Here is a 12,878-nt window from a genome sequence, read left to right as displayed (position 1 = left end):
CCAGGGGAATGTCGCATTCCGGAGAAAGGCCCGGGCCGCCCCGGGCCGCCCGCCGATCATGGCACTTGTACAGCCGACATGCTTTTGTCCATTCAGCCAGGTGGGGCACCGTGACGCGCGCACGCGACCGTCCTGTGGTCGGATGCCCTCACGCCCACCCGGCCCGGTGCGGTGCCCGGGGCAGCGCCCCGGCGCCCGCCGCCGCCACCGCTTCGGTCCGCCGCGCACGGTGCCGTTCCAGGTCCTCCTCCCGGTAGCGCCGGGTCTGCGCGTGCCAGGTGGCGATCGCGGCCATCCACTGCTTGAGCTCGTCCGCATACCGGTCCAGTGCCGTGCGCGCCGCCGCGTCCAGCCCGAAGTCCCGGTACATGGCGGGGAACTCGTGCTCCAGCACGTGCTCGAACTGCTTCATCCGCGAGGTCATCAGATCGTTCACGATCCCGAGCGCCGTCGGGTAGTCGCAGCCGAAGAAAGTCTCCGTGACGACCAGGACGTTGAGCAGCTCGCCCTCGTACTCCACCTCCTTCTGGTACGAGTACACGTCGTTCATCATCCCCGAGTAGTCGAAGGCGGCCGCCTCCAGCGACTGCATCGCCGCGCTCTCGTACACGGCCTGCGGTACGACGTCCATGTGGGCCATCCGGGCCAGCGAGGCCGTCATGGGAGAGCCGAACGTCACCCGGCGCATCTCCAGGTAGTCCACCGGGTCCGGCACCCGGTGGGCCGCCTGGTTCTCCACCTCCCACAGCCAGCCGTCGAGCACGGCGTCCATCGCCGCCCGGAACATGCGCCGACCGGCCGGTGCCATCGGCGTGATCGTGGGCAGCCAGACGTCGGCGAGCGCCCGTTCCACCGCGTTCACCGGGGGAGGGGCGGGCGCCTCGGGCTCCAGCGGCATGAGCGCGCGCAGCCGGGCGTCCTGGGCCCGGGCCCCGGCCAGGTCGCGGGTGGCGCCGAATCGGAGCGGGTAGAGGTCGTCCGCGTACGTGCCCCAGCTCAGCCAGGCCGCGCTGACGTCGAGGTCCGCGGCCGAGGAATTCGGGTCGATGCCCGCCGAGCACAGCGCGAAGTCGTAGTCGACGGCCTTCTCCTCCCACCACAGGCCCTCGTCGAACATCCCCATCGCACGGTTCCACTCCACCAGCCGCCCGCGGGCACCCTCCAGATGCGGGTTGAGCCGAGTCGGGTACGGCAGGTAGAAGTCCGGGATCACGGACGGGCCCACCCGGTGGGGGGCGCGGGTGTGCCGCCGCAGGCGGTCCGCGCCGCCGGTGATGCCCAGCAGCGCCTTGAAGCCCGAGGTGGCGCTGCCCAGCCCGGAGGGTCCTCCGGGCAGGCCGGCCCGCCGGTTCATGTAGCGGCTGGAGCGCAGATGCCACTCGTGGCCGCCGGACTGCCAGTCCTGGAGCCCGCGGGCGTACGTGAGCACCGCCGTGACCTGCTCCGGGGTCAGGCCGGCCCGTGCGGACATCGCAGGCAGCTCGGCGAAGAAGGTGTGCTCGAACTGCTGGAGCCGCGAGGTCAGCAGCCGGTTCAGCTGATCGGCCGCCTCCTGGGTGGTGCACCCGAAGAACGTCTCCAGCACCAGCACCCCGTTGCTGAGTTCGCCCTCCTGGCCGACCTCCCTCTCGTACGAGAACAGGTCGTTGCGCAAGTGCACCGAGTCCGCGAAGCAGTCGCGCAGCACGCGCAGCGGCCGCTCGGCGGAGACGGTGGCGGGCACCTCGGCGCCCACGGCGTGCTCGACGAGCCCCGCCGACCAGGGCGCGCCGCCGACCTTGCGGCGCTGTTCCACGTACTCGAGCGGATTGGCGACCCGGCCGATGCTGATGTTGTCGAGCTCCCACAGGGACTCCACCAGGAGATTGCGGGTGCTGAGCGAGAAGCGGGCGATCCAGTCCGGCGAATGCCCGGGGACGGTCCGGGCCCACAGGTCGGCGAGCCCCGCCTCGACCGGGTTGCCGGGCTCCGGGGGCTGTACGGCCGCGTCGTGTGCGGGCGCGGCCTCGGGCATGAACAGGGCCAGCCGTTCCAGCGCCGTGCGCCCGCCCGCCCGGTCGCCGCGCCGCTTGAAGACCTCCAGGAACCAGTCGTCGAAGAAGAACACCCACACGTACCAGTCGGTGACCAGCGAAAGCATCGGAGCATCGCACTCGGGGTGGGTGTAGGCGCACAGCAGCGCGTAGTCGTGCGCCTCCAGGTCGGCCTGCTCCCATACGCCGGAGCCCTCCAGCATGCCCATGCCGCGGGCCCAGTCGAGGGCGTGCGCGCGGGCGCGGGCCAGGTGCGGATTGAGGCGGGCGGGGTGCGGGACGTAGAACTCGGGCAGTTCGAAGGGCTGCGCGCTCCCTGTGCTGCTCATGCGGCGGCCGCCCTCAGTCGTCGAAGCGCGAGATCTCTACGTTCTCCAGCACCCCGACGGCGTCGGGCACCAGGATGGCCGCCGAGTAGTAGGCGGTGACCAGGTAGGAGACGATCGCCTGCTCGTTGATGCTCATGAACCGGACGGACAGGCCCGGCTGGTACTCGTCGGGCAGGCCCGGCTGGTGCAGCCCGATGACCCCCTCGTTGTCCTCGCCGGTGCGCATGACCAGGATCGAACTGGTCCGCTCCTTCGTGACCGGGATCTTGTTGCAGGGCAGCAGCGGCACCCCGCGCCAGGAGGGCATCGAATGCCCCTGGAACTCGACGGAAGCCGGGTACAGCCCGCGCCTGCTGCACTCGCGGCCGAACGCGGCGATCGTGCGCGGGTGCGCGAGGAAGTACTGGGAGCCGCGCCGCCGGCTGAGCAGTTCGTCCATGTCGTCCGGGGTGGGCGGGCCGGTGCGGGCGTAGATCCGCTGTTCGTATGCGGCGTTGTGCAGCAGCCCGAACTCCGGGTGGTTGACCAGCTCGCTCTCCTGGCGCTCCTTGAGGGCCTCGATCGTCAGCCGCAGCTGCTGCTCCGACTGGTTCATCGGCTGGTTGTAGAGGTCGGCGACGCGGGTGTGGACCCGCAGCACGGTCTGGGCGACGCTCAGTTCGTACTCGCGGGGGCTCAGGTCGTAGTCGACGTACGTGCCGGGCAGCATGGCCTCGCCGGTGTGGCCGGCCGACAGGTCCACGGCCTCGCTGCCCTTGCGGCCCACGCGCTCCGCCTCCAGGTAGGCCTCGGCGTGCCGGCGCAGGGCGGGGGAGCGGTTCAGCGCCTCGTCCCAGTTGCCCCGGTTGTACGTCATGGTCACCACGTCGGTCTGGGCCCGGGCGGTGAACTCCCAGCGGGCGTCCGGCAGCGGGTGGTGGCCGAAGTGGTCGCCGTCGCTGAGGACGCCGAGGCTCGCCTCGTCCCCGTACGCGCCGGCGCCGAGCCGCTCGATGCGGCCGTGGGCGATGAGGTAGATCTTGTCGACGGGTTCGCCGCTGCGGACGATCACGTCGCCCTTGCGGAACTCCTCCTTGACGAACCGGTCCGCGATCGACTTGACGACCGCGTCGTCGGGGAAGTGCCGGAGCATGCCGAGCTCGCGCAGCATGGGCGGGATGACCCGGAGTTCGGACCCGGTCTTGACGAAGCTGATGCGCCCGTCGCCGAGGGTGTAGCTGACCGTGCGGTTGACCCGGTAGGTGCCGCCGCTGGTCTGGACCCACGGGAGGATCTTCAGCAGCCAGCGGGAGCTGATGCCCTGCATCTGCGGGGCGGACTTGGTCGTGGTGGCCAGGTTCCGGGCCGCATCGGTGCTGAGGCTCTGGCGGGCGCCCCGGGTCGGGTGTGCGGCGGCGCTCTCTTCGGTCGTCGGGTCGACAGACATGACGGAACGTCCTCTCGGTCGGTCTTCCTTGGTCGGCCGGTCTTCCGGGCTCCGGATGCGGCGTCGGTGACCGTCCTGCGCCGCGGCCCGGGTGCGGGTCGCGCACGTCGCGTGCGTCGCGTACGGGGGCGATCGGAAGGAGCGATCCCGCTTGTGCGTGATCCGCTGTGCTCCCGCACGCCACGCACACCCGGTGTGACCGGGTGCCACCGTGTGCACACGTCTTAGTTAGAGGCAGGGCGGCCCCACCCGGTACACGGGTCCCTGTCCCACCCTGTTGAATCTCCGACCGTGTTGAAGCGCTGGACACACGTACGAGTTGGGCGGTTCTGGATGGCGAAGCGTGACCCCAACGGACGACTGCGCACCCTCCTCATCGAAGCCCGCTGGAGCGGGCAGGACTTCGCACGGGCCGTCAACGGCATCGCAGCCGAGGCCGGCCTCACCCTCAGCTACGACCGGACGTCCGTCTCCCACTGGCTCGCGGGCACCAGGCCGCCCGCCCACGTCGTCGACCTCGCCGCCGAGGCGCTGAGCCGGCGCACCGGCCGCCGGATCGCCGCCGCCGACACCGGGCTCGCCCGGCCCGCCGGGGCGAGGGCGCGCGACCGCCCCGGCGGCGGGGCACACGACGCGGACGTCCTCGCCGCAGCCGCCCTGGCCGGGGCGCAACTGCCCGACTGCGGGCCGGACTTCGGGGTGGGTGCGCTGGGCGAGATCCCGGTCTACTCCTCCGCGTGGCGGCCCCCGGAGGAGCAGCAGCCGGACCAACCGGGGCAGGCCGGCCCGCGGGCCGGGGTACGGATCGGGCAGGACCACGTACGGGCCGCCGAGGCGGTGCTCCCGGTCTTCCGCAACGCCGACATGATGTTCGGCAGCGGGCTCGCCCGGCCCGCCCTGACCGCGTACCTCGCCACCACCGTCGCCCCGTGGCTGCGCGCCGACGCGCCGCCCTCCGTACGCCACCGGCTGCTCGGCGCCACGTCCCGACTGGCCTACACCGCAGGCTTCCTGTGCTTCGACAGCAACCAGCACGGAGTGGCCCAGGCCTACTACCGGGCGGCGCTGCGGCTGGGCCGGGAGGCCGGAGATCCGCAGTGCCACGCGCCCGTGCTGCGGGCGATGAGCGTGCAGGCCCACCACCTCGGCCACCGCACGCAGGCGCTGGAGCTCGCGGAGGCGGCCGCGCGGGAGGCGGGGCGGCTGCCCACGCTCCAGGCGGCGTTCGTCACCGGGCAGCTGGCCGTGGCGGAGGCCGCCTGTGGGGACCGGCGGGCAGCGGTCTCCCATCTGGCGGGCGCGCAGCGGCTGCTGGACCGCTCGGCGGGGCAGAGCGCGCCGATCGGCGACTACCACCAGGCTGCGCTGTGCCACCAGCAGGCGGAGGCGCTGGCCGCGCTGGGCGACGGCCGGGGTGCCATCGCCGCGCTCGGGGCCTCGCTGCGCCACCGGCCGGCGGCGGAGCGGCGGGCGCGGGCGGTCACGGCGGCCCGGCTCGCCGAACTCCACCTGGGCCAGGGGCATCTGGAGCGGGCCTGCGCCGCCTGGCACGAGGTGCTGGACGTCGTACCGCAGCTGGAGTCGGCCCGGGTGACGGACGCGCTGCGCCGGATGCGGGGGCGGCTGCGGGCGGTCCGCGCGAGCGGGGTCGTACGGCCGCTGCTGGAGCGGGTGGCGGCCGGGACGTAGGGGGTGTGTTGTCGTACATCCGTTCAGAGCTTCAACTGCGCGGGATTTTCAACAGGGCCGGTGCAGGGGCGGCTACCCGTGCGCCGGGACCGCATCGCACTGTCATGCCATGCAGAAGCATCCGCCCGCTGCCGACCCCGCCCCTCCCGTTCCGGCCCGCGCCGCGCTGCTGGCCCGGCTCCGCGGGGGTCCCGGCGGACCGGGCACCAGCACCCTGCGCATCCGTCCCGCCCTCCCGCCCCCGCTCCCGGCCCCGGCCGCCGTCCCCGCGCCGGCCCCTGCGGCCGTACCGGCCCCCGCGGCGCCCGGGCGGTCCCGGGGGAACCCCGCCGTCCCCGAGCTGTACTGCCCGCCCCCGCAGCGCGACGATCCGGCCCTCGCGGAGGCGGTGGAGGACCGGCTCGTCGCCTGGGCCGAGGAGACCGGGATCTACGCCGGCCGGCTGGACGAGGTACGGGCGCTCTCGCTCGGCCGGTACACCATGCTCACCTACGCCCACGTCGAGGACCCGGACCGGCTGCTCGCCCCCGCCAAGTGCACCCTCGCCCAGTGGGCCACCGACGACTACTACTGCGACGACGAGAGCGCCGGCGCCGTCCCGCTGCAGATCGCCACGCACCTGTCCCAGGCCCTGGCCGCCATCGACCCGGCCCATCTGCCCGCCCGCTACGCGCCCCTGCTGGAGCAGGCCATGCGTGCCGACCCGGTCCTCGTCGCGCTGCGCTCCGGCACCGAGCACCTGTCCCGGTACGCCACCCGCTCCCAGCTCACCCGCTACCGGCACGAGATGGCCGCGCTCTTCTGCGGCTACACCGCCGAGGCCGGCTGGCGGGTCTCCGGTCGCACCCCGCCCGTCTGGGAGTTCCTCGCCGTCCGCCAGGACAACAGCTTCCTCCCCGCCATGGTGATGCTCGATCCGGCGGGCGGCTACGAGCTCCCGGTCGAGGCGTACGCCGACCCGCGCGTGCGGGGCGCCGTCCTCAAGGCCGCCTCCGCCAGCGTCATCGTCAACGACCTCTACTCCATGCACCGCGAGGACGAGAGCGCAGCCGTCAACTACAACCTGCCCGCGCTGATCGAGGCCGAGGAGGGCTGCTCGCGGGCCGAGGCGGTGCGCCGCTCCGCCGAGCTCCACGACGAGCTCGTGCACGCCTTCGAGGAGGAGTCGGCGCTGCTCGCCGCGGCCGGGTTCCCGCCGCTGATCCGCTTCCTGGCCGACGTATGGGCCTGGCTCGGCGGAAATCTGGAATGGCACCGCACCACCGCCCGCTACCACCCCGCGGGCCGGGCCCCGGCCCGGGACGGCAGCCCGGAGCACGGCTCGACGCAAGGCCCGGAGCAAGGCCCGGAGCACGGCCCGACGCACGGAGGGACCCCGGCATGACCACCCCCGAAGCCCCCACCCCCGAGGCCGAAGAGGCGGCCCGGCAGGCCGCCCTCAGCACCGCGGCCGCCCGCAACCTCGCGACCACCACCAAGTCCGTCCCCCAGATGCAGGGCATCAGCTCCCGCTGGCTGCTGCGCGTACTGCCCTGGGTGAACGTCGGCGCGGGCACCTACCGCGTCAACCGGCGCCTGAGCCACGCCGTGGGCCGCGGCCGGGTCTCCTTCGTGCAGACCGGCGCCGACGACGTGCGGATCCTCGCCCCCACCCTGGGCGAACTCCCCACCCTCAAGGGCTTCCAGGACCAGGAGGTCCTCGAGGACCTCGCCGTGCGCTTCGTCAAACGGGACCTGCGCGCCGGCGACACCCTGGTCGAGGAAGGGGCCCCCGTCGAGGAGGTCTTCGTCATCGCCCACGGCCGCCTCGAGAAGCGCGCCCGGGGCAAGTACGGCGCGCCGGACGTCCTCGGCGTCGTCGCCGACGGCGACCAGCTGGGCGACGACGCCCTCGGCCGGCCCGAACCGCGCTGGGACTACTCCGTGCGGGCCGCCACCGCCGCCGCCGTGATGGTGCTGCGCTGGCGCGCCTTCCAGGAGGTCCTGGAGCGCTCCGCCGCCCTGCGCGCCCACCTCGGACAGTACGTGGAGAACGGCCGCCGCCCGGTCAACCGGCGCGGCGAGGCCGACATCGAGCTCGCCTCCGGCCACGCGGGCGAGACCCTGCTGCCCGGCACCTTCGTCGACTACGACCTCAGCCCGCGCGAGTACGAACTCTCCCTCGCCCAGACCGTCCTGCAGATCCACACCCGCGTCGCCGACCTCTACAACGAGCCGATGGACCAGTTCGAGCAGCAACTGCGCCTGACCGTCGAGGCGTTGCGCGAGCGCCAGGAGTGGGAGCTCGTCAACAACCGGGAGTTCGGGCTGCTGCACAACGCCGTGTACGAGCAGCGCATCAACACCTGGTCCGGGCCGCCCACCCCCGACGACCTCGACGAGCTGGTCACCATGCGCCGCGGCACCAAGGTGCTGCTGGCCCACCCCAAGGCCATCGCCGCCTTCTTCCGCGAGTGCAACAAGCGCGGGCTCGTCCCCGAAAACGCCGAGGTACAGGGCAAGTCGGTACCCGCCTGGCGCGGGATCCCGCTGCTGCCCTGCGGCAAGATCCCGATCGTCGGCGGTCACACCAGCTCGATCCTCGCGCTGCGGACCGGCGAGGAGCACGAGGGCGTCATCGGCCTGCGCCCGACCGCGATCCCCGAGGAGTACGAACCCGGCCTGAACGTCCGCTACATGGGCATCGACCAGCGCTCGATCATGTCCTACCTGGTCAGCGCCTACTACTCGACGGCCGTTCTCGTCCCCGACGCCCTCGGGGTCCTGGAGAACGTGAACGTCGCGGCCGCCCGCTCCTGACCTCCGCCCGGCCCGGCGCCGGTTGGTGCGCGCCCCTGCGAACGGTTGTCCGGAAGCCGCCGATCGGCTCTACTGCTGTGCACGTCCCGCATCCGGGACACAGCGCAGGGGAGGGCATCCACGATGAGTTCGCACCGCCGCCGCCGGAGGTTCCGGGGCCGGCCGCTGCTGACCCTGCCGGCCGCCGCCCTCCTCCTCGTCGGCGTCTGCGCCGCCGCCGGCATCGCCTGGGACCCGTTCGCGCGGGCCTCCGGCCAGGAGGGGGCCTCCGCCGCCGCAATCGGCACGCCCTGGTCCGCAGGCCCCGAAACGAGCTCCGGGGGCCCCGCCCCGAGCCCCACCGCTCCGGCCTCGCCCGCCCCCGGCGGGAGCCCGGGCGGAGAGGGCCCGGGCAGCGCCGCCGGTGCGGGGGACGCCGGCGGCCAACGGCCTGCCGGAGCCCTGCCCTTCGACCTGCCCGGGCCGGCCGCCCTGCGCAGCGGCGGCGCGGGCAGGAAGCTGGTCTTCGCGCACTACTTCACCCCGTACCCGCTCTCGCTGGACAACGCGAGCGCCGACGCCGACTACTACACCCGCAACTACCTGAACCCGGGCGGGGAGAACGGCAAGCACGAGCGGTACGGCGGCCTGCTGCGCGACCGGCCGCTGCCCGTCCGGCCCAAGGAGGGCAACTGGGAACGCGCCAACCTCGAACAGGAGGTGCGCACCGCCCGCGCCGCCGGCCTCGACGGGTTCACGCTCGACATGCTCTCCCTGTCCGGGCCGAACCGGGACCGCGCCCACCTCCTGATGGAGGCCGCCCATGCGGTCGACCCCGCGTTCAAGATCATGCTGATGCCGGACATGACCTCGCTGAACACCGACGACCCCGGCGTGCTCGCCGACGCCGTCGCCGCCCTCGGCAAGGCCCCCGCCGCGCACCGCCTCGGCGACGGCCGGCTCGTCGTCTCCCCCTTCAAGGCGGAGGCGAAGGACGTCGCCTGGTGGACGCAGTTCCTCGACCTCCTGGGGACCCGGCACGGCATCCGCACCGCCTTCGTCCCGACGTTCCTCGACTTCGACGCCAACAGCGCGCGGTTCGCGCCGATCAGCCACGGCTTCTCCGAGTGGGGCAGCCGCAGCTACGTCGGCCAGGAGAGCGCCACCCGCGACGTGCAGCGGGCCCACGGCATGGGCAAGATCTGGATGCAGCCCGTGTCGGTCCAGGACGCCCGCCCCAACCAGGGCATCTACGACGAGGCCGGCAACACCGCCACCCTGCGCTCCACCTGGACGCACGCCATCGACGACGGCGCCGACTGGGTGCAGCTCACCACCTGGAACGACTACTCGGAGGGCAGCCAGTTCGCGCCCTCCCTGCACAACGGGTACGCGTACCTGGACCTTTCCTCGTACTACCTGACCAAGTTCAAGACGGGCAGCTGGCCGAAGATCGTCCGCGACACCCTGTACGTCTCGGCCCGCACCCAGTTCGCCGCGGCCGACCCCACCGGCGCCCAGTCGCTCGTGATGTCCCTGCGCAAGGGCAGCGCGGCGCCGCGCGACTCGGTGGAGGTGCTCAGCTTCCTGACGGCCCCGGCGACCGTCCGTACGGCGGTGGGCACGGCCCAGGACGAGTACGAGGCCCCGGCGGGCATCCACTGCGCACTGCTGCCGCTGCGCCCGGGCACCAGCTCGGCGGTGGTGGTCCGCGACGGCAAGCCCGGCACGGAGGTGAAACTGCCCTACGCGGCGGACCGCACGGTCCAGGTCCAGGACCTGCAGTATTACGCCGTCACCAGCGGGCGCGACTAGAACGGGGCGGGTACCGGCCACCTCGGCCGCATTGGCCCTTCCGGGCCGTCCGGCGCGGCCCGCATCATCCGGGCAACCGCACACCACCCCTCGGAGGACCCGTGACCGACCCGACCGCCCCCGCCGCTCCGTTGCGTCCTGCCGCCCCCGCCGTGTTCCCCGCGGGACCCGGGCTGTTCCGGCTGGATCCGGAGGTCGCCCACCTCAACCACGGGTCCTTCGGCGCCGTACCGCTCCCCGTGCAGGAGGCCCAGGCCGCGCTCCGGGCGGAGCTGCACGCCGATCCGGACGCCTTCTTCATCGGCGCCGCGGACCGGATCGCCGGGGCCCGCGCCCGTGTCGCACGGCACTTCGGCGCCGACCCCGACGGCATGGCCTTCATCGCCAACGCCACCGAGGGCGCCAACCTCGCCCTCGACGCCGTCCCGTTCGCCGACGGTGACGAGATCCTGGTCACCGACCACGGCTACGGCACGGTCGTCGCGGCCGCCGCCCGCCGCGCGCGGGTCAACACCGTCGCGCTGGACCCGTACTTGCCCGACGAGGAAGCCGTACGCGAGACCGTGCTGGCCGGGCTGACGCCCCGTACCAAGGTGGCGCTGCTCGACCACATCAGCTCGCCCACCGCCCGGCTCATCGCCTCGCCCCGGCTGCTCGCCGACCTGGCCGCCCGCGGGGTCACCACCATCGTCGACGGGGCGCACGTCCCCGGCATGGTCGCGGACCCGCTCGCCGGGGGCGCCGACTTCTGGTTCGGCAACCTGCACAAATGGGGGTACGCCCCCTCCGGCAGCGCCGTCCTCGCCGTCGCCCCCGCACACCGCGGCCGGGTCCGGGCGCTGGTGCCCTCCTGGGAGGACGCGGACGGGTTCCCCCGCTCCGTCGAGAACCGCGCCACCGCCGACTACACCGGATGGCTCGCCGCCCCCGAGGGCCTGGACCTCCTCGACCGGCTCGACGCCGCGAAGGTACGGGCCCACAACAGCGCCCTCGCCGCCCACGGCGCGGCCCTGCTCGGCGAGATCCCCGGGCTCACCCCGCTCCCGTACACCGAGGGCCTCGCGATGCGCTCCCTGCGGCTGCCGCCCGGCACCGCCGAGACCCCGGAGGCCGCCCGCGCCCTGCGCGAGCGGATCGCGGCGGAGCAGGGCATCCGGGTGCTGGTCTGGCCCTGGCCGGGCGGCGGCGGCATCCGCGTCTGCGGGCAGGTCTACAACCGGCCCGAGGAGTACGAGCGCCTCGCCGCCGTACTCCCCGGCTACGTGGGATGACGGGGCTCAGCCGCGCCGGAGCAGGTACGTGTCCATGATCCAGCCCTTGCGGGCGCGGGCCTCGGTCCGGAGCTCCTCGATCCGGCCGGCGACCTCCGCCAGCTTCCCCGAGACCAGGATCTCGTCCGGGGTGCCGACGTAGGCGCCCCAGTAGATGAAGAGGTCCTGGTCGAGGTGGGCGGTGAAGGCGTGCCGCGCGTCCAGCATCACCACCACGTCGTCCACGTCCTGCGGCCAGCCCTCGGCGAGGCGCCGCCCGGTGGTGATCTGGACGGGCCGGCCGACCCGGTTCAGGTTGGTCCGGTGCCGGGCCAGCAGCGAGGAGATGCTGCTGATGCCGGGCACCACCTCGTGCTCGAACGCCACCCGCCCCCGCTCCAGCACCTCGTCCAGGATGGCGAGCGTGGAGTCGTACAGCGAGGGGTCGCCCCAGACCAGGAACGCCCCGGTCTCGCCGTCCGCCAGGTCCTCGGCGATGAACCGCTCGAAGATCTCGGCCCGCGCACTGCGCCAGCCGTCCACCGTCGGCGCGTACCGGTCCGGGGTCCGGTCCCGGTCCGGGTCGCGGCCCTCCACGAGCCGGTGGCCGGGGCGGGCGTGCTCGTCGAGCATCGCGCGCCGCAGCCCGGTCAGATCCGCCTTCTCCTCGCCCTTCTCCAGGATGAGGAATGCGTCCGCCGCGCCGATCGCCCTGACCGCCTGGAGGGTCAGGTGGTCCGGGTCGCCCGCGCCTATGCCGATCACTGAGAACTTCTTCACGCCGCTATTCTGCCCGTCATGCGTGCCGCCCTGTTCGTCACCTGCGTCAACGACGCGCTGTACCCCCGGACCGGCATCGCCGTCGTACGCCTGCTGGAGCGGCTCGGCGTCGACGTGGACTTCCCGGCGGCCCAGAGCTGCTGCGGCCAGCCGCAGTACAACACCGGCTACCGGCGCGAGAGCGAACCGCTGCTGCGGCGCACCGCCGAGGCCTTCGCGGGGTACCCGTACGTGGTCACCCCGTCGGGTTCCTGCGCCGCGATGGTCCGCGCCCACTACCCGCGCATCGCCCGCCTGGCGGAGCAGGAGGGGCGGGGCTCCGGGCTGGCGGCGCTGACCGGGGACCTCGTACCGCGCGTCCACGAGCTGACCGAGTTCCTGGTGGACGTACTCGGGGTGACCGATGTGGGCGCGTACTTCCCGCACACCGTCACCTATCACCCCTCTTGTCACGGCTTGCGGGGGCTCGGGCTGGGGGACCGGCCGCGGCGGCTGCTCGCCGCCGTCAAGGGCCTGGACCTGGTCGAGCTGCCCGGCGCCGAGGAGTGCTGCGGCTTCGGCGGCACCTTCGCCGTCAAGAACCCGGACGTGTCCGCGGCGATGGGCACCGACAAGATCGACAGTGCGGTGGGGACGGGCGCGGACGTCCTGTGCGGGGCCGACAACTCCTGCCTGGCCCACCTCGGCGGGATCCTGCGCCGCAGGGGAGAGGCGATGCGGGCCCTGCACCTCGCCGAGATCCTGGCCTCGACGGAGGAGGAACCGCTGCGATGAAGGG

Annotated in this window: 9 protein-coding genes; 6 read left to right on the top strand and 3 right to left on the bottom strand. The window is 73.4% G+C overall.

Features of this window, described 5'->3' with window-relative positions; translation table 11 throughout:
- Positions 1-148 precede the first annotated feature (148 nt).
- Both OG299_RS08130 and OG299_RS08125 read right to left on the bottom strand, forming a co-directional pair.
- Complete coding sequence (locus OG299_RS08130; protein WP_327361065.1) at positions 149-2,362, bottom strand: terpene synthase family protein; 2,214 nt, start codon at positions 2,360-2,362, stop codon at positions 149-151.
- A gap of 13 nt (positions 2,363-2,375) precedes the next feature.
- On the bottom strand, positions 2,376-3,788 hold the full coding sequence (locus OG299_RS08125) for a family 2B encapsulin nanocompartment shell protein (RefSeq protein ID WP_327361064.1): 1,413 nt from the start codon (positions 3,786-3,788) through the stop codon (positions 2,376-2,378).
- A 333-nt stretch (positions 3,789-4,121) separates the two neighbouring features.
- Between OG299_RS08125 and OG299_RS08120 the strand changes: the two genes are divergently transcribed.
- The 5 genes from OG299_RS08120 (at position 4,122) to OG299_RS08100 (ending at position 11,341) form a co-directional block, all read left to right on the top strand.
- Entirely contained in the window at positions 4,122-5,477 is a 1,356-nt protein-coding gene (locus tag OG299_RS08120) for an NsdA family TPR-like regulatory protein (protein WP_327361063.1), read from the top strand.
- A gap of 109 nt (positions 5,478-5,586) precedes the next feature.
- Entirely contained in the window at positions 5,587-6,861 is a 1,275-nt protein-coding gene (locus OG299_RS08115) for a family 2 encapsulin nanocompartment cargo protein terpene cyclase (RefSeq protein WP_327361062.1), read from the top strand.
- The gene (locus OG299_RS08110) at positions 6,858-8,276 is read left to right on the top strand and encodes a family 2B encapsulin nanocompartment shell protein (RefSeq protein WP_327361061.1); all 1,419 of its coding nucleotides are present in this window, start codon (positions 6,858-6,860) and stop codon (positions 8,274-8,276) included. Before OG299_RS08115 ends, OG299_RS08110 begins: the two co-directional genes overlap by 4 nt.
- 123 nt (positions 8,277-8,399) lie before the next feature.
- On the top strand, positions 8,400-10,070 hold the full coding sequence (locus tag OG299_RS08105; RefSeq protein ID WP_327361060.1) for a glycoside hydrolase family 71 protein: 1,671 nt from the start codon (positions 8,400-8,402) through the stop codon (positions 10,068-10,070).
- 101 nt (positions 10,071-10,171) lie between these two features.
- Positions 10,172-11,341, top strand: a complete 1,170-nt coding sequence (locus OG299_RS08100; protein WP_327361059.1) for an aminotransferase class V-fold PLP-dependent enzyme — start codon at positions 10,172-10,174, stop codon at positions 11,339-11,341.
- Positions 11,342-11,347: 6 nt separating this feature from the next.
- On the opposite strand, the gene cobF is transcribed toward OG299_RS08100, so the two are convergent.
- Positions 11,348-12,100 carry a precorrin-6A synthase (deacetylating) gene (cobF, locus tag OG299_RS08095; protein ID WP_266635149.1) on the bottom strand — a complete coding sequence of 251 codons (753 nt, stop codon included), beginning with the start codon at positions 12,098-12,100 and terminating at the stop codon, positions 11,348-11,350.
- A gap of 18 nt (positions 12,101-12,118) precedes the next feature.
- Here cobF and OG299_RS08090 point away from each other — a divergent pair, with 18 nt between their 5' ends.
- The gene (locus tag OG299_RS08090; protein ID WP_327361058.1) at positions 12,119-12,874 is read left to right on the top strand and encodes a (Fe-S)-binding protein; all 756 of its coding nucleotides are present in this window, start codon (positions 12,119-12,121) and stop codon (positions 12,872-12,874) included.
- The last annotated feature ends 4 nt before the right edge of the window (positions 12,875-12,878 follow it).

The organism is Streptomyces sp. NBC_01296 (assembly GCF_035984415.1).
Lineage (GTDB): Bacteria > Actinomycetota > Actinomycetes > Streptomycetales > Streptomycetaceae > Streptomyces.
Note: the sequence above shows the minus strand (reverse complement) of the source record. Positions and strands in the feature narration are given on the sequence as shown.